Annotated in this window: 20 protein-coding genes; 7 read left to right on the forward strand and 13 right to left on the reverse strand. The window is 42.5% G+C overall.

The window, feature by feature from the left end:
• Positions 1 to 56: 56 nt before the first annotated feature.
• The 6 genes from AC0J5Y_RS05065 to AC0J5Y_RS05090 all read right to left on the reverse strand — a co-directional run bounded on the left by AC0J5Y_RS05065 (position 57) and on the right by AC0J5Y_RS05090 (position 9,109).
• Positions 57 to 860 (reverse strand): pteridine reductase, encoded by an 804-nt coding sequence (locus AC0J5Y_RS05065; RefSeq protein WP_475131819.1) that lies wholly within the window; start codon positions 858 to 860, stop codon positions 57 to 59.
• A gap of 58 nt (positions 861 to 918) precedes the next feature.
• Positions 919 to 2,091, reverse strand: coding sequence for a tRNA nucleotidyltransferase/poly(A) polymerase-related protein (locus tag AC0J5Y_RS05070; protein ID WP_475131820.1), 1,173 nt, complete (start codon positions 2,089 to 2,091; stop codon positions 919 to 921).
• A 161-nt stretch (positions 2,092 to 2,252) separates the two neighbouring features.
• Entirely contained in the window at positions 2,253 to 4,574 is a 2,322-nt protein-coding gene (locus AC0J5Y_RS05075) for an NADP-dependent malic enzyme (RefSeq protein ID WP_475131821.1), read from the reverse strand.
• 329 nt (positions 4,575 to 4,903) lie between these two features.
• Entirely contained in the window at positions 4,904 to 6,370 is a 1,467-nt protein-coding gene (locus AC0J5Y_RS05080) for a protein adenylyltransferase SelO (protein WP_475131822.1), read from the reverse strand.
• Between the two features lie 382 nt (positions 6,371 to 6,752).
• Positions 6,753 to 7,931, reverse strand: a complete 1,179-nt coding sequence (locus AC0J5Y_RS05085) for an acyl-CoA desaturase (protein ID WP_475132093.1) — start codon at positions 7,929 to 7,931, stop codon at positions 6,753 to 6,755.
• Positions 7,932 to 8,380: 449 nt separating this feature from the next.
• Positions 8,381 to 9,109: a glycerophosphodiester phosphodiesterase gene (locus AC0J5Y_RS05090; RefSeq protein ID WP_475131823.1), complete on the reverse strand. Its 729-nt coding sequence runs from the start codon at positions 9,107 to 9,109 to the stop codon at positions 8,381 to 8,383.
• A gap of 396 nt (positions 9,110 to 9,505) precedes the next feature.
• Between AC0J5Y_RS05090 and AC0J5Y_RS05095 the strand changes: the two genes are divergently transcribed.
• Positions 9,506 to 10,459, forward strand: coding sequence for a hypothetical protein (locus AC0J5Y_RS05095; protein ID WP_475131824.1), 954 nt, complete (start codon positions 9,506 to 9,508; stop codon positions 10,457 to 10,459).
• 239 nt (positions 10,460 to 10,698) lie between these two features.
• Here the strand turns inward: AC0J5Y_RS05095 and AC0J5Y_RS05100 are convergent, their stop codons facing one another.
• Entirely contained in the window at positions 10,699 to 11,307 is a 609-nt protein-coding gene (locus AC0J5Y_RS05100) for a cob(I)yrinic acid a,c-diamide adenosyltransferase (RefSeq protein WP_475131825.1), read from the reverse strand.
• 225 nt (positions 11,308 to 11,532) lie between these two features.
• On the opposite strand from AC0J5Y_RS05100, the gene cysS reads away from it, so the two are divergent.
• From cysS to pdxH, 5 genes are all read left to right on the forward strand, one after another.
• Positions 11,533 to 12,999: a cysteine--tRNA ligase gene (gene cysS / locus AC0J5Y_RS05105; protein ID WP_475131826.1), complete on the forward strand. Its 1,467-nt coding sequence runs from the start codon at positions 11,533 to 11,535 to the stop codon at positions 12,997 to 12,999.
• 612 nt (positions 13,000 to 13,611) lie between these two features.
• Positions 13,612 to 13,890 carry a hypothetical protein gene (locus AC0J5Y_RS05110; protein ID WP_475131827.1) on the forward strand — a complete coding sequence of 93 codons (279 nt, stop codon included), beginning with the start codon at positions 13,612 to 13,614 and terminating at the stop codon, positions 13,888 to 13,890.
• Positions 13,891 to 14,389: 499 nt separating this feature from the next.
• Positions 14,390 to 15,862, forward strand: a complete 1,473-nt coding sequence (gene guaB / locus AC0J5Y_RS05115) for an IMP dehydrogenase (protein WP_011280629.1) — start codon at positions 14,390 to 14,392, stop codon at positions 15,860 to 15,862.
• Between the two features lie 245 nt (positions 15,863 to 16,107).
• The gene (gene glmM, locus AC0J5Y_RS05120) at positions 16,108 to 17,475 is read left to right on the forward strand and encodes a phosphoglucosamine mutase (protein ID WP_475131828.1); all 1,368 of its coding nucleotides are present in this window, start codon (positions 16,108 to 16,110) and stop codon (positions 17,473 to 17,475) included.
• 46 nt (positions 17,476 to 17,521) lie between these two features.
• Entirely contained in the window at positions 17,522 to 18,172 is a 651-nt protein-coding gene (gene pdxH / locus AC0J5Y_RS05125; protein WP_475131829.1) for a pyridoxamine 5'-phosphate oxidase, read from the forward strand.
• A 308-nt stretch (positions 18,173 to 18,480) separates the two neighbouring features.
• Here pdxH and AC0J5Y_RS05130 read toward each other — a convergent pair whose 3' ends face one another.
• From AC0J5Y_RS05130 to AC0J5Y_RS05150, 5 genes are all read right to left on the reverse strand, one after another.
• Positions 18,481 to 19,116, reverse strand: coding sequence for a glutathione S-transferase family protein (locus AC0J5Y_RS05130; RefSeq protein WP_475131830.1), 636 nt, complete (start codon positions 19,114 to 19,116; stop codon positions 18,481 to 18,483).
• A gap of 29 nt (positions 19,117 to 19,145) precedes the next feature.
• Positions 19,146 to 19,826, reverse strand: coding sequence for a type 1 glutamine amidotransferase domain-containing protein (locus tag AC0J5Y_RS05135; protein WP_475131831.1), 681 nt, complete (start codon positions 19,824 to 19,826; stop codon positions 19,146 to 19,148).
• 207 nt (positions 19,827 to 20,033) lie between these two features.
• On the reverse strand, positions 20,034 to 21,083 hold the full coding sequence (locus tag AC0J5Y_RS05140) for an NADP-dependent oxidoreductase (protein WP_475131832.1): 1,050 nt from the start codon (positions 21,081 to 21,083) through the stop codon (positions 20,034 to 20,036).
• 102 nt (positions 21,084 to 21,185) lie between these two features.
• Complete coding sequence (locus AC0J5Y_RS05145; RefSeq protein WP_475131833.1) at positions 21,186 to 22,406, reverse strand: iron-containing alcohol dehydrogenase; 1,221 nt, start codon at positions 22,404 to 22,406, stop codon at positions 21,186 to 21,188.
• 308 nt (positions 22,407 to 22,714) lie between these two features.
• On the reverse strand, positions 22,715 to 23,353 hold the full coding sequence (locus AC0J5Y_RS05150) for a TetR/AcrR family transcriptional regulator (RefSeq protein ID WP_475131835.1): 639 nt from the start codon (positions 23,351 to 23,353) through the stop codon (positions 22,715 to 22,717).
• Between the two features lie 276 nt (positions 23,354 to 23,629).
• Between AC0J5Y_RS05150 and AC0J5Y_RS05155 the strand changes: the two genes are divergently transcribed.
• Positions 23,630 to 25,120, forward strand: a complete 1,491-nt coding sequence (locus AC0J5Y_RS05155) for an aldehyde dehydrogenase family protein (RefSeq protein WP_475131836.1) — start codon at positions 23,630 to 23,632, stop codon at positions 25,118 to 25,120.
• Between the two features lie 104 nt (positions 25,121 to 25,224).
• Here the strand turns inward: AC0J5Y_RS05155 and AC0J5Y_RS05160 are convergent, their stop codons facing one another.
• Positions 25,225 to 25,464: a hypothetical protein gene (locus tag AC0J5Y_RS05160; protein ID WP_011513355.1), complete on the reverse strand. Its 240-nt coding sequence runs from the start codon at positions 25,462 to 25,464 to the stop codon at positions 25,225 to 25,227.
• Positions 25,465 to 25,604: the final 140 nt, after the last annotated feature.

The following is a 25,604-nucleotide window of genomic DNA, read 5'->3' on the forward strand; positions in this document are numbered from 1 at the left end:
TTATATATTTTCAAGTAAAAGTTAGCAGATAGCGCATACTATTTGATGGATTATTACTAATTACCACCAGCCAGCGTCAAACTTCGGCCTCCATCTACGGTTGTTATCTCACCCGTCACATAACTGGCATTCGCCAAATAGAGCACACTATGCGCAATGTCAGCAGGGATACCTATTCGCTGCATAGGAATGGAGCTTATAATCTTATTTTGCTGCTCGCTATCAATCGCTTGATCACTATCTGAATCGGGTAAAATATTGACCCCAGGCGCGACCCCATTAACGCGTACATCAGGCGCCATATCCAGTGCTAAAGACTGCACCATGATCCGATGCGCCGCTTTTGCCATATTGTAAACCGTATAATTGGCAAACGGCTTATCATGTGCATGAATATCAAGCAGACTAATAATACAGCCTTGCTGATTTTTTAGATAAGGATATAGCGCTTGACTTAAGAGTAATGGCGCTTTGGCATTGGTCAACAGCAGCTCGTCCCATTGGTCATAATTAATACTGCCAAGGGGGGTAGAGTAAAAGCGAGAGGCATTATGTACCAGTACATTTAATTGACCAAACGCCTGCATGATGGTTTGGGTCAGGTGCTTGAGAGTGTCTGCCTGATTTACCACTGCCAAATCCGCGACAATAACCACAGCACTATGAGCGCAAGTATCATTCAGCGCGTCTGCTAATGCATGTGCCTCTTGCTCACTATGATGACAATGGATAATGACGCGATAGCCTTGCTTATGAGCCGCACGAATAATCGCAGCACCGATACGCTTAGCACTACCTGTGACAAGCATAACGGGGGCAGATGCCATCATAGGCTGAGTGTTTTTAGATGTTTGAATCATAATAGAGTTTTAATTAGGATATGGTTTTAAAATTTTAAAGAGTGTTTAATTTTTTATGTCAGGCTGTTTGCGTTTGTAAATGCTCAATTCTGCATTGACGCAAGGCTTTACCAATCGCTAGACCTTTGAGACTTTGATCAATATCATTCATACCAATACTGTGAAAGCTATTTAATGCCAACATCATTTGACGATGCTGTATAGATAACTGCAATACTTGGCTTGTGACCAAGAGCTGCGAGAGTTTTTCAGGCTCTTTGTGAGCGCTGCAAGCTTGAATAAGATCAATTTTTTCGGCAGCACTGAGTTGGGTTATAATGCTTAATTGGTCAGCTTGTTGTACGAACAAACTGGCAAATTGTGTTTGTGCCTTTGGTACTTTAGTCATATTACCTATATCGTTAATACTTTTGACAGCTGTTATGGCTTCAGTATGTTTGATCTGAAATAACGATGGCTTAAGGCTAGCTATTAATAGCGCCCAACGTTGTGACAAATTCAACTGCATTTGTCCGGCGAAATATAGCGATGTTTGCACTGTCTCTCGTATCTGATCATCATTCCAAGCCTGATGTAACGGTGCAAAGTACTCTGTAAGCGCACCGATTTCGAACAGTTGCTGCCAGTATATCTGGGGGGAGAGCTGCATCATTGCACGGCTCGATTCTTGCCAGATGCGCTCTGCACTCAAATGTGCAAGTTCTCCAGAGTGAACCAACTGGCGCATCAACGTTAAGGTTTCAGCGGCGACGGTAAATCCCAAATCATAATAACGGCTATAAAAGCGAGCAGTGCGTAACACTCTTAGCGGGTCTTCGCTAAATACAACGGAGACATGGCGCAAGGTTTTTGTCTCCATGTCGGCCAATCCGCCATAATAGTCAATCACCTCGCCATTAACGGGAGTGTCATCGTTTAAACTGGTGACTTCTATTGCCATTGCATTAATCGTCAAGTCGCGACGTTGCAGGTCATCTTTTAAGCTGACCTCAGGGCTGGCGTGAACACTAAAGCCTTGATAGCCTACGCCTTGTTTACGTTCAGTGCGAGCCAAGGCGTATTCTTCATGGCTGGTAGGATGCAAAAACACAGGAAAGTCCGCGCCCACTTGCTGGAATCCTGCATCAAGCATGGCCTCAACGGTAGCACCGACGACGACGAAGTCTTTATCTTTGATAGGACGGCCTAATAGCTGATCACGTACTGCACCGCCGACGAGATACACTTGCATAATATTCTCTTTATATTTACTACCAATTAACCTAAGTTTTTAAAAAAAACCAGCCAATACCTTAAGCATTGACTGGTTTTAGTATAGCAGAGGGTATCTATAAATAAGTTATAGAAACCTTTTTAATAATATGCTCACACTTTTATGATGTGTGTCATATATTACTGGTTTTCGTTTTCCATGTCCTGAGCTTCAGTCACTGCAAGGGCTGTCATATTGACGACACCACGTGCGGTGGCTGATGGCGTTAGAATATGTACTGGTTTGCTTGTGCCTAACAGAATTGGACCAATAGAAGCGCTGCTGGTTGCCGTCTTAAGTAGGTTAAAGGCGATATTTGACGCGTCAAGCGTTGGCAAAATAAGCAGGTTTGCCGCACCCTTTAATGGACTTGATGGCATGTGGTTTGAACGAATAATCTCGTTAAGCGCCGCATCGCCTTGCATTTCGCCTTCAAACTCAAAGTCTACCTTCATCTCAGTCAGTAACTGGTACACCTTACGCATTTTGACAGCGCTGGCACGGTTCGAAGCACCAAAGTTAGAATGCGAAACTAGCGCGACACGTGGCGTGATACCAAAACGACGTAGTTGATCGACCGCTAAAACTGTCATTTCAGCCAACTGTTCAGCTGTTGGGTCTTCATGTACATAAGTATCAGCGATAAAGATATTGCGATCTTGCATTAAGATGGCATTCATGGCATAAAAGTCATTAACGCCTTCTTTTTTGTCAATAACACTTTGAACGTATTCTAGGTGCAGTTGATAATGGCTGAATGTACCACAAATCATGCCATCTGCATCGCCATTATCGACCAGCAGCGAGCCAATTAAGGTGGTTTTGCGACGGACATCACGACGTGCAAGCTCAATGCTGACACCGCGGCGTTTGTTTTTCTCGTAATAACCCTGCCAGTAATCTTTGTAGCGCGGATCATCATCTTGATTAATAATAGTGATGTTTTCACCATCTTTTAGACGCAAACCCAATTTTTCGATATTGGCTTCAATGACGGCAGGACGACCAACCAGAATCGGTTTTGCCAGTTGTTCGTCAACAACGACTTGCACCGCAAGCAGTACATTGTTGTCTTCACCTTCACAGTAAACAATACGCTTTGGCGCTGACTTGGCACGAGCAAAAATAGGCTTCATCACAAATGCTGAGTTATAAACAAACTCAGATAAACGCTGACGATACGCTTGGATGTCATCGATAGGTAAAGTTGCAACACCTGAGTCCATCGCTGCTTTAGCGACAGCAGAGGCAATCTCAATGATTAAGTTTGGCTCTAGAGGGCCTGGGATTAAGTAATCGCGACCGAAACGTTGCATTTTTTCGATATTTCTGGCGCTGGTGGTTGGTGTGGCTTCAACGTGTGCCATTGCAGCGATGGCTTTAACACAAGCCACTTTCATCTCTTCATTAACGGTCGTGGCACCAACATCTAATGCGCCGCGGAAAATATAAGGGAAGCATAGCGCGTTGTTTACTTGGTTTGGATAATCTGAGCGACCTGTTGCCATGATAACGTCTGGACGCACAGCATGCGCCAATTCTGGCATGATTTCAGGCGTTGGGTTAGCGAGTGCAAAGACGATAGGATCTTTTGCCATACGGCGAACCATATCTTCTGATAACGTACCTGGCATGGATAGCCCTAGGAACATATCAACATCGTCCATGACTTCTTCGATAGTGGTCGCAGACGTATCACGAGCATAGCGCTGTTTGGTTTCGTCAAGGTTTTCGCGGCTGGTGCTGATGATACCGCGTGAGTCTGAAACAAAGATATTGTTTTTATTCACGCCAAGCGCACAAATGATGTCTAGGCAAGAAATGGCTGCTGCGCCTGCGCCTGAACAAACAATTTTGATCTCTTCGATTTTTTTGCCAGTAATCAATAAAGCGTTGAGCATTGCTGCTGCAACAATGATTGACGTACCATGTTGATCATCATGAAATACCGGAATGTTCATGCGTTTACGCAATTCGCGCTCGATTTTGAAACATTCTGGCGCTTTGATGTCTTCTAAGTTAATCCCACCAAACGTAGGTTCTAAAGAAGCAACCGCCTCAATGAATTTGTCCGGATCGTTTTGTGCAATTTCAATATCAAAAACGTCGATACCAGCGAACTTTTTAAATAGAACCCCTTTGCCTTCCATCACAGGCTTGGATGCCAATGGACCGATATTTCCCAAACCTAGCACCGCTGTGCCATTGGTAATAACACCAACTAAGTTGCTACGTGCGGTATATTTTGCCGCAAGAGATGGGTCTCTTTGAATCTCAAGACAAGGTACTGCCACACCTGGTGAATAGGCGAGCGCCAGATCACGTTGGTTTGCCAATTGCTTGATAGGAGTAACTGAGATTTTACCAGGGCGAGGGAACTCATGGTAATGTAAGGCAGCTTGTTCAAACTGCTCTTTTTCCGTACTAGGGGTGTCCGTATTCAAAGTGATATCGTCATTCATAATAATTGCCATGGTTAGGATAAATTGGAATAAATTAAATGGTGATAAAAACTAATGCCTAATTCTCAATAACCATTGAATATGATCATGAGTGTACATTGATTGTTAAGAGGTGCTATGCGGCGCTTAAACATCAGCAAAAAACAACAATAGTGCAAAATAGATAGTCTACATTATCGCCAATAATTTGCCTAGCTAAGGACTATGAACTGCGCACACAATATAATAAATTGATATTCATTATTTAGCTAGTTGATAATGCCAAAAAAATGACTCGAATATCAACCCTAAATGCAAAATATTTCAAAATATTACAGAATAAATATATATTAAGATGAACAGCTGATTGGCATTTGCGGTGCATGAGGCGCAGGCGGCAGAGTATCAAGGTCAATGGCGCTATCATTTAGCGTATAAGGGCTAGCAAGCAACTCGAATACTCTATTTAGTTCTTCAAACTGTCCTTGCTCTGCTGCTGTGATAGCACGCTGCGCCATACTATTGCGCAAGACATAAACCGGATTGTTGGTTCGCATGTCATCGATAGCTTGGTCAAAAGGTACAAGCTCTAATTGTGCCAAATAACTAATTGACCAGTCTTGCCAGACTTGCTGTGCTTCAGGATTCAGCTCAGCCGCCATGGTTGCAAGCAACTGCTGCTCATAAGGATGCTTATCAGGTGCGATTAATCCTAATAATGCTCGGAAACTATTGGTATAGTCGAGTAGATTATCCTCTAACAGTGTCAACCATTCAAATGCCAAACTTAGGCTTTCAGGCTGATGCGGCAACCCAAGCTTACGACACAGTCCTTGCTGATAATGCTGCATAAAAGTCGCCTCGTAAGGTGCTAGACAATCTGCTAACGTCTCGCGCGTCACACCGTCTAGACGCATAAAGTGCGGTAACCAAACATTGAGATTCCAATGACCGATGGCAGGCTGGTTTTGATAAGCGTAGCGTCCCGTGTGGTCAGAGTGATTATTGATCCAAGCAGGGTTAAAGCGTTCCATAAAACCAAACGGACCAAAATCTAAGGTGCTGCCAGTAATAGATAAGTTATCCGTATTCATAACACCATGCGCAAATCCAATCAGTTGCCAATCCGCTATCATCCTTGCGGTACGCTCAACCACCGCTTGTAAAAATGCTAAGACTGGCTTGTCACCATCACGACACTCTGGATAATAAGTATCAATCATATAGTCGGTAAATTCGCCCAGCAAATCAGGCGCAAAGCTGGCAATCCACTCAACATGACCTAAGCGAATATGACTGTCAGCGACTCGCATCAAAGCCGCTCCAGCTTCTATTTTTTCGCGGCGCACTTTGGTATCTGATACCACAAATCCCAATGCATTAGAAGAAGCGATACCAAGCTGAGTGAGCGCATGAGCACATAAATACTCACGAATGGTACTACGTAGTACCGCACGCCCATCGCCCATACGTGAATAGGGCGTCAAGCCTGCACCCTTTAGATGTAAGTCTTGTAATTGGTTGTTTTTATCGAGTACTTGCGCCATTAATAAGCCTCGCCCGTCACCCAATTGACCCGCCCATTGCCCAAACTGGTGACCGGCATAGGCCATTGATAAAGGCTGAAATTCAGCTGGCACGTACTGTCCACCAAGTATCTTAACCCAACGATTCATCAAATCTGCATCTTCCGTCCAACCCAGCCGCTCAGCAACTTGAATATTAAAATGACCGACACGAGGATTGTCTAATGGGTTTGGCAGTTGCTCATGATAAAGACGGGTGTCCAATTGAGCATAAGTGTTTTGATAGCGCATAAGAGCCGTTCCAATTTAAAGATAAAAGCTGGGAGAGGGAATTTAAGTTATGAATAGAGTAAACTCACTATAACATAGCCTTGATATAGCAGCATTGCGCTCTGTCCTTCTCTTGTAAATCATGATTAATTATTACCTCACTATAGTCAGGGAAAAGTAATATCGATACATCAAGTACTGCTGATATTAATTTTTCTTGCTTGCTGTGCCTACGCAGACAGAGGCTGCAAAAAATTTATACCAGCAGCACTGTAGCGTTTTTGAGATATTTTAACTATATTTATCAATAGACATGGTATTTAATACCGTACAAAAAAATCCCCCTATCTTTTACAGATAGAGGGAAGGAGAAACGTTAAATAGAGTGTTTAGTGATGAGCAATTAAGCAGCTTTGGTGTTTTGACCAATAGAGCGAAATGCTGTTTTTAGGTTGCTGTTATGCGCCAATATTTTTTGTTCAATCTTAGCATAATCTTGCTTTAACTCATCTTCAACTTCATGCAAGCGATCAGCAAACTCGGTCTTTTTTAGCTCAATGGTTTTTGCTTTTAGTGCTTGCCATTCTTCAACTGTTTGCGTAAAGGCATCGTATTCAAACTTAATACGATCTTGAAAGCTTTTCATCGCATGAGGAATATCAATACCACTTGATGTGACCGTATCAATCTGCTGCTGAGCCGCTTTGAATTGCATTTGTACTTCAGCATGTTTAATAGTGGTGTCATCAACAGTACGTAGCTCAGTAGTCAAGCCCAGCTTTGATAAACCAGCGATGAGCCATTTGGTTGGATCATACTGCCACCATTTTACGCCATTACGATAATCGTATTGGAAGAAGTGATGATAATTATGATAACCCTCACCCCACGTAAATAGAGCCAAGAAGAAGTTATCACGGGCAGTGTTGGTATCAGTATAAGGACGCGACCCAAACATATGACATAGTGAATTGATAAAGAAGGTAAAGTGATGCGTCAGTACCAGACGTAGCAAACCGACGATGACCAAAGTACCCCAAACATCACCCAATAACCAACCAATCGCGGCGACTGCACCAATGTTCAATGCAGCGACCCATAAACCGTAATACTTATGCTGAATTTGCAGCGTTCTGTCTTTGGTCAGATCAGGGATATTTTTATAGTCAAATTTTCCGCTAGGATAATTGCGTAGCATCCAACCCATATGACTAAAGAAAAAGCCACGTTTTGCTGAATACGGATCTTCTAAACGATCATCGACATGACGATGATGTGTACGGTGACCAGAAACCCAATCAAACGCTGAACCTTGTACCGCAAAGGTAGAACCTAGCAATAAAAAGTTTTTGACGATTGGATGCGCTTTATAAGCACGATGCGATAGTAAACGGTGATAACCAGCTGTGATACTGATGCCCGTCCAAACCATAAACGCACCAAATACGCCCCAAACCGGTGCGCTGACTTGATGGGTGAACAGATACCATGGCGTAATAATTGCTGCAGCAATAGGCGTGGCTACCAGGATAGTCGCTGGAATCCAGTTAATCGGTGCTTTGGTAAACTCAAACTCACGCATATCGATATTGTCTACATCGGTAGACAGTTCAGTCTGCTTAGAGGCGCTTGCATAGTTGCGTTTGGCAACTGGCATCTCATCGAGTGAGTTTTTTGCTTTATTCTCATCAAAACGTGTTTTAAAACGTGTGACTTGAATGCTGGCATTTTTGACAAATGTGTCACCAGATTTGATAGCGAAACGTAAGCCTTTAAGCGGTAAGCCAAGTGCTTTTTTTGCAATCATATAATATCCCTAACGGTATTAATTTAAGTGTCTATATTACCTTAAATACTTAGTAAAGTGAACACTTATACACTATAAAAATATTACTAAATAACAATAACTTGTATGAATTATAGTAGGTATTATGGCAAATAAGCCATGACTTATCAGCTATAAGAGAAAAATGTAATTTAAACAATGAATATGTACACCACAAAAGCGAGTTTAGAAATAGGGGTAGTGCGTTAATGCAGTAATAAATAGCTTGGGTAATCGGTAATAATCACATCAATTTGCCAATTTATAAGCTGCTTGATAGTCTCAATATCATTGACCGTCCATGCACTCACAGGTAAGTCATAGCGATGACAATACTGTATGACTTCACGCTTCAAAAGCGGATAGTGGATACCTAATTGCTTACAGCCAAGTTGTAAGGCAGTATTAGGAGCCTGTTTCAGTAGTTTAGGCTCTCGAATGAGCAATCCACGTGGTATATGCCTCATGAAAGTATTACGTTGTAAATGGGCATGCAGCTCAACATCAAAGCTAGTTAGCACAATCGGTAGATTGGCAAGTGGGCTATCAATGAGGTTACGCATCAAGGCTTTTACGAGTTTGGCATAATCAGTGCGACTATGGGTTTTAACCTCAAGCTCAATATAAGTATAGATATTTAAGGCAGAAGCAATGTCAAGCAACGTGATAATTGGCTGCCCAAACTGACACTGACGCTGTATTTCGCTCACATTTAGCTGATCTAGACGCGATTGCTGCGCGCACATGCGCTCAAGTGTTTCATCATGGAAGACGATGAGCTGTCCATCTCGGCTAAGTTGTACATCGAACTCTACACCTGCCAAACCAAAGCTTTGCAAATTTTGCGCATATTCAAAACCTGATAAGGTATTTTCTAATGCTTCACCGCGCGCGCCGCGATGACCAAGTAGTAAGGTGTTCTTAAGATCTATCATAACCAGTGACCATCACATATCTTGAGCATTATAATGGAAATATTATATCGTCTGTTATTAACTGCATCCAACGCTATCACGTATCAAAGCGTATCGAATAAAGCATTTATAAAAATTTCATACTGATAAAACTTTCTGTCATCAACTTAATATTTGTTTAAGTAAATATATATTTGTAGCTTTTTTGCAACTAAAGCCAGATTTCGGACACAATGTTGAACGTTATTTGTACATCAGTAGGCTATATGGATGACCATCTCCTGCAAACACCGTATAATAATGTGGTTTTCAAATCTATCGCAATGCCGGTTTCTGCTAGATTTGAGTTTTATAGTGTAAATGTCAAATACTGTCCGTGAGCGACGGTACGAATCAGTAAATTGGAGCAAAAGAGATATGAGCGTAGCAAATAAAAGTGTGAGCAAATGGTATAAAGTTGCTGGTATCGGCATGGTATGTGGTTTAGCGCTTGCTGGTTGTGATCGCTCAGAAAAAGACGATGCCGAAACGGTAGAAGTGACTGAGCAAGAAACACAGGTTGGTGAAAACGCTGCTGCCACGGCGGTGAGCTGTGATGATCCTATGGTACAAGACCGCCTCAAATCTGCTTTGAAAAATACGCTCAATCAACAAGCCCAAACTTTAGCAGTCAGTTATGCCAACGATGCAGAGATTGGCTTAGGCAGCGGTATGGTTTCTACTAAAGCAAACGGTATTATCATCGATATACAAAATGCTGCCGTGTTGCAAGCAACCAATGAAAATGGTCTGACAACCTGTCAGGCAAGCGTCAGCATGACTCTGCCAAGTGAAGACTTATATCAAGCCAGCCAAGTGCAAGCCGCTAATAATCAGCCAAGTTTGCAATCGCGCTTAGCCAATGACAATATTCGTATTAATAACAATATGCTCATTGATGATGCTTTCACCTATGTTGTTGGTACGCAAGGTGGTCAAGTACGTACACGTATCGCAGGACAGCCGGCATTATTAACAGTGGTATCAGAAGTGGTCGCCAGCTCAACACTCCAGTCAGCAATGGAAGAGCAGCGCGCCCAACGTGCCACTCAGCAACCTGAACGCCGCCGCGAACCAGCACAGAATACACAGAGCAATAATAATACTAGTCAGCCAAGAGCGGCAACGCCAGCTGCCCCTGTGCGTCCAGCACAACCTGCTAAGCCACCAGTTGTTAATCAAGACAGCAGTCAAAGTGCAAAGACGCCAAGTAGTACTACTGCGCCTAGTACAGTAACTCCTACACCTGCTGCTCCAGAAGCGCCAAAAGCAACGCCTAAAGATGAAAGCATTGATATGGTCATTATTGAAGATAAAGAAGCAACTTATTAATCTTATTGCTACTACATATCGATAAGCATCGTTTCAATATTTCAATTCAGTATTTCAATAAAAAACGCCTGCAACCTATTTATTGCAGGCGTTTTTTTATGGTTCGTTAAATGGCTCAACTGTAGTTAAAATACTTTAAAGTCACTACAGGATTGCAGGTGTAAATTCTTTGCAGCCTCTGACATCAATGGCACAGCAAGCGAGAAAAATTTACATCAGCAGTACGTGTTGTATCGATATTACTTTTCACTGACTATATCAGCGAATTTTTGTAATACTTGGCTGTCCCACAAGACTTCAGAGACCTGCTTGGGGTCTGTACAAAAACGTGCGGCGACAAAGAGCCAATCAGACAAACGGTTGATAAAGCTGACCGCTGTCAGTCGAATGGCTTGTGGCTGCGCTTGTTTTAGTAATACCGCTTGACGCTCAGCGCGGCGACAAACAGTACGTGTCACATGCAACTGGCTGACCAATAATGAGCCTGTTGGTAAAATAAAGTCTTTTAGCGGTGGTAACGTCGTATTCATCGCATCGATCTGCTGCTCAAGCCACTCAATATGAATCGTATTTACGCCTTCATATTCTGGCATAGCAAGCTCACCACCGATATTAAATAATAAATGTTGGATAATGACCAAAGCTTGAGCAAAGTCAGCTTGTTGAGTATGCTCAATGGCCGTTTGCGTTAGCTGCGCGCGTACTAAACCGATATGCGAGTTGAGCTCATCAATATCACCCATCACACTAAATAGGATATCCGCTTTACTGACGCGACTACCATCTGCCATGCCGGTACTGCCATCATCGCCAGTACGCGTATAAATTTTGCTTAAACGATTGCCCATATTTTTATCCTTAACTGTCAGTATTTTTATCATTACAGAGCCTTAGTTGCGCGCTCATTGTAGTATTTTACGAGCATTTTCGCTAAGATAATGGGTTAAGTTTTATATTGATGTTCTCTTTATCCTTAATTTATGCATGATTTGCTTATATCAGTGTTTTTTTATTGGCTAGGCGGACATGATTGCTAGGCTTGTTTTCTCTTATACTTTTAATTTAAAGGCTTTATGACTATGACCACACCTCTTGCAGACGCGATGTCTCAGCTCGTCATCTATGACTCACTTACTGGACGCAAGCAAGCATTCAAACCGCTTGCCACGGGCAAAGTTGGCATATATGTGTGTGGCATGACGGTTTATGATTATTGTCATATCGGTCACGCTCGAGTGATGGTTGGCTTTGATATGGCAGTCCGTTGGCTTGCACAATTGGGCTATGACGTAAATTACGTGCGTAATATTACTGATATTGATGACAAAATCATCACTCGTGCTGCCGAAAATGGTGAAGAGATTGGTGCATTGACTCAGCGTTTTATTACTGCCATGCATGAAGATGCGACAGCACTTGGCTGCTCGTCCCCTGATGCAGAACCGCGTGCGACCGATCATATCGATGAGATGCAGCAGATGATTGAGACGCTGGTTAGCAATGATTATGCCTACGCGGGTGATAATGGTGATGTCTACTATGCAGTCGATAGCTTTGCAGGTTATGGCAAATTGTCAAAACGTAACCTTGACGATATGCAGGCAGGTTCACGGGTTGAGGTCGAAAACGACAAGCGCAATCCGTTTGACTTTGTGTTATGGAAAGCGGCAAAACCTGATGAGCCGCAATGGGCATCAGCCTGGGGTCAAGGGCGTCCAGGCTGGCATATTGAATGCTCAGCGATGTCGACCAAATGCCTTGGTAATACCTTTGATATCCATGGCGGCGGTCATGATCTGCAGTTCCCGCATCATGAAAACGAGATTGCTCAGTCTGAGGCAGCGACTGGCTGTGAATACGCGCGCAACTGGATGCATGTTGGCTTTATCAATGTTGATGGCGAAAAAATGTCTAAGTCATTGGGTAACTTCTTTACGATTCGTGATGTGATGGCAAAATATTTACCGGAAACGGTGCGTTTCTTCTTATTGTCGAGTCATTATCGCAGTCAAGTGAATTTCTCTGATAGTGCCTTAGATGAAGCTCATAATAGCCTAAGCAGATTTTATCAAGCATTAAAAGTTGCTGAACAACAAAAAGGTCAAACGCTTACTATCAATGAGACATTGATTAATGATGCCTATGCAAGCGCTGCTGGACAAGCTTTTATTAAAGCTATGAATGATGACTTTAATAGCTCAACGGCGATTAGCGTCTTATTTGGTCTGGCACGCGATATTAACAAAGCCAGCAAAGTAGAAGACATAGAGACTGCATGGCAATTAGCGCAGCAACTAAAAGCCTTGGCGCAAACGCTCAATATTTTACAGCAACCAGTGCAGCAGTTTTTACAAGCCGTCATTGGTGAAGCCCCAGCTGATGGTTTAACAGATAATGCTATCGATACATTAATCATCGAGCGTACTGATGCTAAAACCAATAAAGACTTTGCGCGTGCTGATGAGATACGTGTGCAGTTGAAAGAGGCTGGTATTGAGCTTGAAGACAGTCGTGCGGGCACCACTTGGCGCCGTGCTTAATGTAAGCATTAGTTTTTTGCGTTTGTTCATTCTCAAACAGTAATAAATTAAGCCAGCTATCTGCTGGCTTTTTTTTGCCTTCTGCATTGGCTTCATCTCATACTTATTAGCAAGGTTTCTGTATGCCAACTCCTTTTGGATTTCTCAGGACTCACTCTCTACAGTCTCATGCCCAGTTTCTACCGCGACGGCTCTTTATAGTCAATGAAAAGTAAAATCGATACATCAATAGTCCTGTACTACTGGTATCAATTTTTCTCGCTTGCTGTGCGCCTTGCACTCCAGAGGCTTCGAAAAATTTATCCCAGTAGCACTGTAGCGACTTTAAAGTATTTCAACTATATTTATAATTGGCAGCTTACTTATCCTATTAAATATGGCGTACATTTCTGCTTATGCACTAAATATAAACTTGATTGATAACGAATCACAGTCGAATCAAGCATTGGATTTGGTCAAACAGCTTGATTTCTTATTGGTTAATAAGCTGACGGTCCCTTTGATCTTTAACTTCAGTTTCTGATCGGTTTATAGCTTAATTTCGGGCGACTTTCCGTATGTAGATGCTTTGGCCTCCTCAACCGGTCCTATTATCTTGTCAGCACTACTCATATGTCCATATTCCGTAGGGTTTTTATCTTTGTCATGATTTTGGGCGGGTTCTGGATTGGTTTGAGCAAATTTACCAATATCGATAGACTTGGCAAGACACTATTAACCTCAGCTGGTATTGCGGGAGCTGATATTAATGCTATTCGACAGAGATATATTGAGCTTATAAAAAGCAATGCATTATGGGATGGTGAAACAGAGCCTGAAATGTTTACGGTGTCTGTGTCAGAGACGATGATTAAGCCCCGTTGCAGCCAAGCTGCTAATAGCCCAATATAGGCATGGACACTTGAATATGAAGTGCGTGAGTAGAAATTGAGTTATTTGTATGAGCAACAAAAAGAGTATCTGCCGGCTGAGCGTTTGATTGTAAAGGGTAGTGATATCTATAAGCAAATAAATGGAGTAATGCTTTTATTCTCAAAAGACAATAGCAGCAGTCGCATAAAAAATAAGCTGACAAATATGTTATGCGAAAGCCTGTATAATTTGTTATAATATGGCGTTATTTTTAAGGGATAATTCAGTTGTTAAGCATTGTATAGTTAGATTTTGGAGCAGGTAAAGGGTGCTGTATTAGCCAGTCTGCTGAGCCAATGATTTAACGAGCAATGATAAATTGATGATGTGCTGAGCGAATGTTTGTATTTAGCATTTGTTCCCCACGGTTTTATTGTTTTCTGTTAGGTTTATAACCTTATGATTTTGATAGAATTTTCGTTGATTGTCTTGATGCTGTATTGCCCACCCATCAAAATAACCACTACTAGGGGTCTGTATGTTGCGAATTGTCGATGAAGCCTTAACCTTTGATGACGTTTTATTATTGCCAGCTTATTCGGAAATATTGCCAAAAGCTGCTAATCTAACGACCCGCTTAACAAAAAGTATCACGCTGAATTTACCGCTCATTTCTGCTGCTATGGATACAGTCACTGAGTCTGAGATGGCCATTACTATGGCACAGCTTGGTGGTTTAGGTATTTTGCATAAGAGTATGGATATCGATAAGCAGGCGATGCAAGTGCGCCGCGTCAAGAAATTCGAAGCAGGTACGGTGGTGGATCCTATTACTGTGCATCCAGAGATGACCATCGGTGAGTTATTGCGACTGACCCAAGACAATAACATCTCAGGCGTGCCAGTGGTTGAGAAGGGCACTGATAAAGTAGTCGGTATCGTCACCCATCGTGACTGGCGTTTTGAAACCAATCTATCATTGCCTGTCAGCCATATCATGACGCCAAAAGAGCAGCTCGTCACCGTTAAAGAAGGTGAGAGCAATGAAAACATTAAAAGACTATTACATGAGCACCGTATTGAAAAAGTTATTGTCATTAATGATGATTTCCGTTTGCGCGGTCTGATTACAGTCAATGACTTTGCTAAAGCTGAAAACAATCCAAATGCTTGTAAAGATGAGCAAGGTCGCCTGCGTGTGGGTGCAGCAGTTGGTACGGGCGCTGATACTCAAGCACGCGTTGAAGCATTGATTGCGGCTGACGTCGATATCATCGTTGTTGATACCGCGCATGGTCACTCAAAAGGCGTGATTGATAAAGTATCTTGGATTAAAAAACATTTCCCTCATGTACAAGTGATTGGCGGCAATATCGCAACAGGCGATGCGGCAAAAGCCTTACGTGATGCTGGTGCTGATGCGGTCAAAGTTGGTATTGGTCCAGGATCTATCTGTACCACACGTATCATCGCTGGTATCGGTGTACCGCAAATCTCGGCGATTGATAGTGTTGCAAGCGCTTTGCAAGACAGTATTCCATTGATTGCTGATGGTGGTATTCGCTATTCAGGTGATATGGCAAAAGCCATTGCTGCTGGTGCGTCATGCATCATGGTTGGCTCACTTATGGCAGGTACAGAAGAGGCGCCAGGTGAAGTTGAGTTGTTCCAAGGTCGCTATTATAAAGCTTACCGCGGTATGGGTAGCTTGGGCGCGATGTCAGGTCAAAACGGCTCATCAGATCGCTACTTCCAAGATGCCAAAGACGGCGTAGAAAAATTGGTACCAGAAGGTATCGAAGGGCGTGTACCGTATAAAGGTCCAGTCGCTGGTATCGTTAACCAATTGGTTGGTGGCTTGCGCTCATCTATGGGTTATACCGGCTGTGCCACGATTGAAGATATGCGCAGCAAACCACAGTTCATCAAAGTTACCTCAGCGGGTATGAAAGAATCACACGTCCATGATGTGCAGATTACCAAAGAAGCACCTAACTATCGAGTCGACTAATTATATCTTTGCCGCTATAGGATGCGATGACTCGCAGCTGTAAAGTGTCAAGCGACGTTAAGATACAAACAGCCAACAATGCCTTGTTATTGTTGGCTGTTTTTTTTGTAAAATACAATCATAGATTATTCTAATAATTGATAACGGTTTGTCTTATCAAAATTATTGATGACAGTGAATGATTGAAGCTACTGAGCCTGCTTCCACGTCGGGGCTTTTACTTTTAAACCTAAGGAACAATAATAATGAGCTACTTTGGCACTGATGGTATTCGCGGTAAATTTGGTGAGCTGCCAATTACGCCAGACTTTATCTTGAAATTGGGTTATGTCACAGGATTGGTACTGATAGAAAACAATCAAAATTCAGCGCGCAAACCAAGTGTTGTGATTGGTAAAGACACCCGGTTGTCAGGCTATGTGATCGAAGGCGCACTACAAGCCGGCTTTAATGCCGCTGGCGTCGACGTATATATGTTAGGGCCATTGCCCACACCTGCTATCGCACATTTAACCCGTAGCTTTAATGCCGATGCAGGCGTGGTTATTTCTGCCTCACACAATCCATACTATGATAATGGCATCAAATTCTTCTCAGCCGATGGCAAAAAATTAACTGATGCAATGCAAAATGCTATCAATGATAAGTTGGACGCTATTATGGCGGCTGACGGTAATAACGATGCCGTAATGCCTATTCTTGATCCGGCACAATTGGGTAAAAATAATCGTATCGATGATGCGAAAGGTCGCTATATTGAATTTTGTAAAGGCAGCTTTCCTTATCAATATGATTTAGATCATCTGACTGTGGTTGTCGACTGTGCCAATGGTGCAGGCTATAGTGTGGCGCCTCGCGTCATGCGTGAGCTGGGCGCAAATGTTATTGCCATTAATAATAAGCCTGATGGCGTTAACATCAATGCTAATTGTGGCTCAACCCATCCCAAAGGTTTGCAAGAAGCAGTGCTAAAATACGAAGCCGATGTCGGTATTGCCTTAGATGGTGATGGCGACCGTATCGTGATGGTCGATGAATCCGGTAAACTGGTCGATGGTGATGGTATCTTGTATGTGCTCGCAACCCAAGGTCAGACGAAGGCGGCAGGTGTGGTTGGCACCCTGATGAGCAATATGGGCTTAGAGTTGGCACTAAAAGCGGCTGATATTGAGTTTACACGGGCAAAAGTAGGCGATCGTTATGTGATGCAAGAGCTTGAGGCCAACGGTTGGATATTGGGCGGTGAGCCGTCAGGTCATATTTTATGCTTAGATAAAAGCCGGACTGGTGACGCTATTATTGCAAGTTTGCAGATACTTGCAGTTATGCAAGCCAGAGGCAAAGCGCTAAGTGATTTAACTGAAGGCTTTGAAGTATTGCCACAAAAACTGGTCAATGTACGCTTGTCTCAAATGCAAGATCCGTTCGAGCATGAAGAGCTAGTGGTTGCTTTTGATAAAGCTCGTACCACTTTAGAAGGTCGCGGTCGCTTGCTTATTCGCCAATCGGGTACAGAGCCGATGATTCGAGTCATGGTTGAATCAGATGATGAGATAGAGTGTGATGTGATGGCGAATGATTTGGCAGATAAAATCAAATCCATATTGGGTTGATAGTCTTTGATATAAGCACACTAGAATAGCAAAATAAGGGACAATCATGAGTATAGACTTTAGCGATCAGCGTTTGTCATATGAGAAAGGTCAACTAGACCAACAATCAATACCAGCATCACCGTTTGAGCTGTTAGATGTTTGGATGAAAGAAGCAGTAGAGGCGCAAGTTCAAGAACCCTATGCGATGAGCTTAGCAACATGCGGGGCGGACAATAAACCCAGCGTGCGTATTGTTCTATTACGTGAAATTACAGATAAAGACATCGTTTTTTATACCAATTATGAAAGTGCCAAGGGTCAAGATATCGCTGAAAACCCCAATGCCGAAGCGCTGTTTTTTTGGCACAAGCTTGAGCGTCAGATTCGTATCAGCGGCAGTATTGCTAAAATTGATGCTGATAAATCTGCTGCTTACTTTCAAAAACGCCCGCACGATAGCCAAGTAGGTGCATGGGTTAGCCAACCACAAAGCGGTGAAGTTGCCAATCGCGATGTAATGGAGCAGACGTTTGAGCAATTGAAAACAGAATATCCAGAAGGCGCAGCCGTACCAACACCCGATTTTTGGGGGGGGTACGAGATTACTGTCAATGAGATGGAGTTTTGGCAAGGTCGCGCCAATCGAATGCATGACCGCATTGTGTATCATAAAGAGGCGGATGGTAGCTTTAGCACCAAACGCTTATTGCCTTAAACATAAACAATAACGCATGATATGGGCTTAGAAGAAGTTTGTATCTATAAAAAAGCCACTTTACATGTCATATTCATATGGCAAAGAAAATGGCTTTTTTCATTTATTCTATAGTGTAGCTATTTTGTTAGGTGCGCTCGCGTCATAAAAGCGGTTCGTCTTCGTTCGTGACGCGCTCCTAAAGGGTCTCATAAACATAATAGAGAATTTTAAAGATGCCGTATAAGTAAAAATAGCCCAAGAAAAGCTTGAGCTATTTCGTCATAGTTTTTGATTATCGTTCGCATGTACGCGCTTAACCGTGTGGTTTATGTCAGAGTAGTCATATCATAATCTGCTTCTAAACACATGGCGCGCTGATAGCTATCAAGGCTTGCCAGTTGTAGCGCGTATTCTTTAATATGAGGATAATCCTCTAACGCTTTACGCTTGAGAAGCATAATCAAATCAAACGACAGCATAAAATCGGCACCGCTGAGCTTATTGCCCACGATAAAGGATTTCCCAGCGACCTCATCATTTAGATAACTTAATAGCCTGTGTTTTTCTTGAGCGATATACCCTTTTAAAAATGCATTATCACCAGCACCTGCTTTATTGGTAAATAATTCAAGCAAAAGCGGGAGCATCAGTGAGCTTTCAGCAAAGTTAATCCACTGCAAGTAATGACCATAATCTGCGCTATCGATAGCAGGGCGCAGATTATCAGGTGCAAACCGCTCAATCAACAGCTCAGTAATCGCACCTGACTCTGCATATAGCTCGCCATCCATCTCAATAACCGGAGACTTACCAAGAGGATGTACTGCCTTTAGGCTATCTGGTGCTAGATGCGTGTTGGCATCACGCTGGTGGCTAATAATTTCATAAGGTTGTCCCAATTCTTCTAAAAGCCATAACGTCCGTAATGAGCGTGATTGATTGAGGTGATGTAAGCGAATCATTTAGTTAGCCTTTTGCAGTGGATTTGATGCTACTGAGCCTGTATTTTAGCCATTAAACGCTTGGCGGTTTCTTCTGATGACGCTGGATTTTGACCCGTGATCAGTAAACCATCTTCGACCACAAATGATTCCCAATCAGCGCTTTTTTCATAGATTCCGCCATTGGCTTTTAGCACATCTTCTAATAAGAAAGGCACGACGTCAGTGAGCTGAACTGCTTCTTCTTCAGTATTACTAAAGCCTGTGACCGTTTTGTCTTTGACCAGATACTCGCCATCGATTTTAACGTTTTTGAGTGCGGCAGGAGAATGGCAGACAAAAGCAACGGGCTTATCTTGTTTGATAAACGTCTCAATTAATTCAATCGAGTTTTTGTCAACGGCTAAATCCCACATTGGACCATGACCACCAGGATAAAATACTGAATCAAAATCTTCCGCTTTCATATCTGCCAATTTTTTAGTCGTTGCTAGGCGTTCTTGGGCTTCAGAATCTTCTTTAAAGCGTTTGGTGTCTTTAGTTTGAGCATCCGGCGTGTCACTACTTGGGTCAAGTGGTGGTTGACCGCCTGCAGGAGAGGCAATCGTGATATTGACACCGGCATCTAAAAAAGCATAGTAAGGCGCGGCAAATTCTTCTAGCCAAAAGCCAGTCTTCTTACCAGTATCGCCCAATTTATCGTGTGAAGTTAGTACCATTAAAATATTCATAATTGTCCCTGTTTATTGTTGAAAGTTATTATTGAGGTTTATTATTAATGCCTATCAGTACTGTGTTGCAGTCGGTATTAAAAATCTTTAGTCCTAAAAAACCGACTGCTGACAGTATTCATCTTTTAAGAATGACTTTCAGTAGCTGTCTTAACAAGTTATGTTGTTAACTGGTTATTTTCATGATTTTTTTATGTTAGCTATCAGCTATTGAACGTCAGCCACTTTAATCACTGTTTTACCAAAGTTCTTACCGTCAAGCATGTCAAAGAAAGCTTGTGGGGCTTGTGCTAAACCATCGACTTGATGCTCTTTGGTTTTAACATCCCCTGATTCAATCCATTTGCTCATCGTAGCTAAAAATTCTGGGAAATGATCGCCGTATTCTTCAAAGATAATAAAGCCTTTGATGGTTAGACGTTTACTTAGAATATTACCCATCAGGACACTCAAACGGTCTTTTCCGTCCGGCAATTCAGTGGCGTTATACTGTGATACCAAGCCACATACTGGAATACGTGCATGGGCATTCAATAATGGCAATACGCCGTCAAATACCTTACCACCGACATTTTCATAATAAATGTCGATACCATCTGGGCAAGCGATTGCTAGTTGTTCAGCAAAGTCATCGGCTTTATGATCAAGACAAACATCAAATCCTAATTCTTCAACCGCGTAAGCACACTTCTCAGCACCGCCAGCAACGCCAACAGTACGTAAGCCTAATTGATTACCGACTTGTCCAACCGTTGCGCCAACAGGACCCGTTGCCGCCGCGACGACTAAGGTTTCGCCCTTTTTTGGTTTACCGATATCAGTCAAACCCATGTAGCCGGTGAATCCGGGCATACCAAGTACGCCCAAGCCATAAGAAGGGTTTGCCATATTTTTATCGAGCTTTAGGACGCCTTCGCCATCACTGAGGCTATAGTCCTGCCAGCCCGAGTTCGATACGACCAAATCACCAACTGAAAATTTATCGATGTTAGACTCGACAACTTGGGCAACCGTTCCACCTGACATGACATCGCCAATTTCTAGTGGGTCAGCGTAGCTTGCGGCATCACTCATACGACCGCGCATATATGGGTCAAGCGATAGATATACGGTGCGTAATAGCATCTCGCTTTGATTGGGTTTTGGAATCTCGCCAGTAGCCAATTCAAAATTATCGGCAGTTGGTGCACCATGTGGGCGGCTGGCAAGTTTGATTTGACGGTTTTGTTGTTGATTTTGTTGTTCATTGAAGCTCATGATAAAGCACCTTATTTTATTTATTAGTTCATTTATCTTTAATGTAACGGTCATTCAATACTGAACGGAGTGACCGTTGTTTGTTGCTAACTTATAAAACGACTAAGCGTTACTGCTAACAGCACGCTCTAGAATACGACGTGATACTGCCAAGTCGTTTTTACCATGCTCACCCAATTTCACCATACCATGCACTTCTAATTGCTTGATAATAGGATCAATGGCAGCAGCATCTAACTCGACATCTGCTAGGCTGACCGGCAGTTCAAGCTCGCGGAAAAAGTTTTCAGTCTGCTTGATGGCAGCTTCAATGATGGCATCATTATTTAATTCATTACCATTATTGTCAGCGGTAATATTCCAAACGTTACGTGCATATTGAAGCAATTTGTCTTTTTTGCTGTCTTTAAGCTCACGCAGTACCGATGGCAAAACGATGGTCAGCGTGCGGGCATGGTCAATCGCATGCAATGACGTCAATTCATGACCAATCATATGCGTTGTCCAATCTTGCGGTACCCCAGTACCAATCAAACCATTTAGCGCCATGGTTGCTGTCCACATGATGTTTTTGCGGGTCTCTAAATTCTCTGGATCAGCTTTTACCGCTGCGCCTTCTTCAATTAGAATCTTTAATAAGCTCTCCGCAAAGGCATCTTGCACTTTTGCATTGACCGGATAGGTCAGGTACTGTTCCATCACATGAACAAAGGCATCAGCCACACCATTCATTACTTGACGTTCAGGTAAAGTCATGGTTTTGGTTGGATCTAAAATTGAAAATTTAGGGAAGGCAAGTGGATTACCAAATGGCAGTTTTGCTTGGCGTTCACTATAGTTAATCACGCCGCCTGAATTCATCTCAGAGCCAGTCGCTGGAATGGTTAATACCGCGCCCAAATCCACTGCTGTATCGATATCTCTGCAATAACTGGTCAGTGCATCCCATGCTTTATCGCGTGATACTGTACCGTCTTCTTCAGTCAATGACGATACGAGCGCGACAAACTTACTGCCGTCAAGTACAGAGCCACCACCAACGGCTAATAAGAAGTCAATATTGTGCTCATTGACCATATCAGCGGCTTTTAATAGCGTCGTAAATTCTGGATTGGCTTCAATACCACCAAACTCGAATATTTCGCGATTGCCACTGGCAGCTAATGCCGTTTTAACTTCATCTAACGTACCTGTACGCTGTGCTGAACTGCCACCATAGGTAATCAGTACGCGGGCATCTGTTGGTACAAGCTCAGCCAACTTTTCGATTTGACCTTCACCAAAGACGATACGAACGGGATTGTAATATTGGAAGTTATTCATAAGATTCCTAATATGCTTTTTTGAGTATGAAAAGGGATTTAAAAACTGAAAATAAAGTCTGCAAATTATTTGCATCTGTCCGCATTATATATTAATTAGACCGGTCGTCTAGTAATTATAGTAAATAGTTACAAAACTATCGTATAAGCATTTTAGCCAATATTAATTCAATCGAATTATTCAGTTGGACCTTTAATAGTAGTGATTAATATTTTTCCTAAGACAAACTATTAATAAGATATCCTTGTTCAACACTAGGTCATGGTAAGTTAAACAAGGATAAAAATAGTGACTCTAAAGTGAAAAAATTAGCGACCCATTGCAGTAGTAGTCATCAGCCACACTTCTGCTAATGGGGTATCCGTTTGACTAATTTTGGTCACTAAACTGGCACCAAGCCAGGCAAAGTACCAACGTTTTGCCACACTTTCAGCCGCTACATTAGCAGGATGAGGCACAGAACCGTCCGCCCAGCCTGATTTGATTTGGGTTGCAAGCCATGTAATCGTTTGCTGATAGCCCGAATATAGGACTTTACGCATTGGCTCCGACATATCTGACACTTCAGCGCTAAGCTTTACCACCAAACATTTCTCATGAGCGCAGCCACTTTGCTGCGTGTCATACCAGTTTTGAAAATAGTCATACAATTTCTGCTGGGCGCTAACATCTTGTGAACCAATAGTATCAAGGCGCTGCTTATACTGGGTAAAGTAGTGGCTGATAATCGCCTCACCAAAGGCTTCTTTTGACGCAAAATAATGATAAAAAGAGCCTTTGGGCACGCCTGCCGTATCTAATATTTGTTTAATGCCAACTGCGGTAAAGCCTTTTTGTGCGATGAGCTTATATCCCGTCGTTAACAGATGGTCTCTGGTGTTTGATAATGCGACATCAGATAGCGAACTGTCTAGTTGAGTATGTTTTATAGCATTGGGTATAGACATGTGACTTATGTTCTCCTCAGAGAGACTAATATTTAAGATAATTTAACAAATTTATAAGTATCAATTGGCAAGTTACGTTTGTTCAACAAACAAGAGATTTAAAAGATTCTAATTTTTATAGGGTTTATGTTAGCATTAGACCAGTCGTCTAGCAAGTTACGTTTGTTATCGTATGCTGTTATTGCTTATTAAACGTGTTACGGAACCTAATAGGCGGCCATGATACGTTATAGCCACACTCTAATAATATTATTAAATAAAAAAATAGGAACAATTATGTCAACAGTAACTAAAAATACGCAGGTAAATGTTTATACGGATTTTCATTTTCAATATATATCAGGCGAATGGAAAAAGGGTGATGACGATAGTATCAATACCAATACCAACCCTTTTAACGGTGAGACGTTAGTAGAAATTCAACAAGCAACGGATAAACAGCTGGATGAAGCTTATCAAGCGGCGAGTGAGGCTCAAAAGCAGTGGGCAAAGCGAACTCCGAACGATCGTGCTGCTATCCTTTATAAAGTAGTTAGTATTTTTGATCAGCGTCAAGATGAGATTGTTGATTGGCTAATCAAAGAGTCGGGCAGTACCCGTATTAAGGCGATGGTCGAGTTTAGCAGTGCGCGGGCGATTACCCTTGAAGCCGCAAGCTTTCCCAATCGTGTCCATGGTGAGATTCGCCCGTCGAACACACCGGGTAAAGAAAACTTTATCTATCGTGAACCGATGGGTGTGATTGCTGTGATTAGCCCATGGAACTTCCCACTACATCTAACCCAGCGCTCTATTGCGCCAGCATTGGCATTGGGAAATGCAGTAGTGTTGAAGCCCGCTAGTGATACACCGATTACCGGTGGGTTGCTGCTTGCAAAAATATTCGAAGAAGCGGGTTTACCAAAAGGATTGTTAAACGTTGTCGTTGGTAGCGGAAGCGAGATAGGCGATGCAATGGTCACCCATCATGTTCCGAGTTTGGTTTCATTTACCGGTTCGACCTCTGTGGGTAAGCATATCGGTGAGTTGGCAAATGGCGGCGACTATATCAAGCAAGTGGCGCTAGAGCTCGGTGGTAATAGCCCGTTTGTCGTGCTAAAAGATGCTGATATTGAGCAAGCCGTAAAAGCCGCTGCCTTTGGTAAATTCTTACATCAAGGTCAGATCTGTATTGCGATTAACCGTATCATTGTCGAAGATGAGATTTATGACGATTTCGTTACGCGTTTTGTGGCACACGTTAAGACCTTGAATGTTGGCGATCCTAGTAAAATTGATACGGCAGTCGGTCCGATTATCAATAGAAAACAAGTCGAGTCGCTAAAAGAAAAAATCGCTAAAGCGCAAGATGAAGGCGCAAAAATGCTATTAAGTGGTGAGATAAAAGGTCAAGTGGTGCCACCACACGTCTTTAGCGACGTCACACGTGAGATGGATTTGTCTTGCAACGAAGTATTCGGTCCTTTGGTTGGTATTATTCGTGCCAAAGATGAAGACGATGCGCTTTCGATTGCTAATGACTCTATGTATGGCTTATCGAGTGCGGTATTTACTCAAGATATGGCAAAAGGCTTGCGCTTTGCTCGTGGTATCAAAGCTGGCATGACCCATATAAATGATATCTCAGTGAATGACGAAAGCAACGCGCCATTTGGTGGCGAGAAAAACTCAGGTATCGGACGCTTTAATGGTGAGTGGATATTAGAAGAGTTTACTACCTTGCATTGGATTTCAGTGCAGCATACGCCGCGCGATTATCCTTTTTAAGCATTGATTATTAAAGCTCTAATTGAATGTTGAATCCAAGTGTTAATAAAAAAGACTGCCTATAGGACAGTCTTTTTTTGTGCAGTCATAAGAATCTTATTTTCTCATTTAGCATGAAAGCCTAATAGCCCTTGTATCTCTTCAATAGTCATATGTCTGATAAGCGCTTGTTCCTCAACGGTTAAGCGATTGGTATGCTCTTTTAACATGCTATAAAGACTGCGTGCAATCTCAGATGTCGTGGCGTAATACATCTGCGGTTCTTCTTTGGTCAATTTTATCAAAAATTTATCAATTAATTTGCGCTTGTGAGTAGCAGCGTTTTCTTCGGTTTTTTCAGTCATGATATTCTCCTAGGGATAAATCATTTAAGCAGTCGGCTTAGTTATAGTCAATGAGTGTATGGTTGCCATCTACCAATGCCATCTACCAATGCTAAGACAGCCCCTAAAATCATCATCTTACTTTATAATGAATGGCACGC

Source organism: Psychrobacter sp. TS_SC_6 (assembly GCF_056156305.1).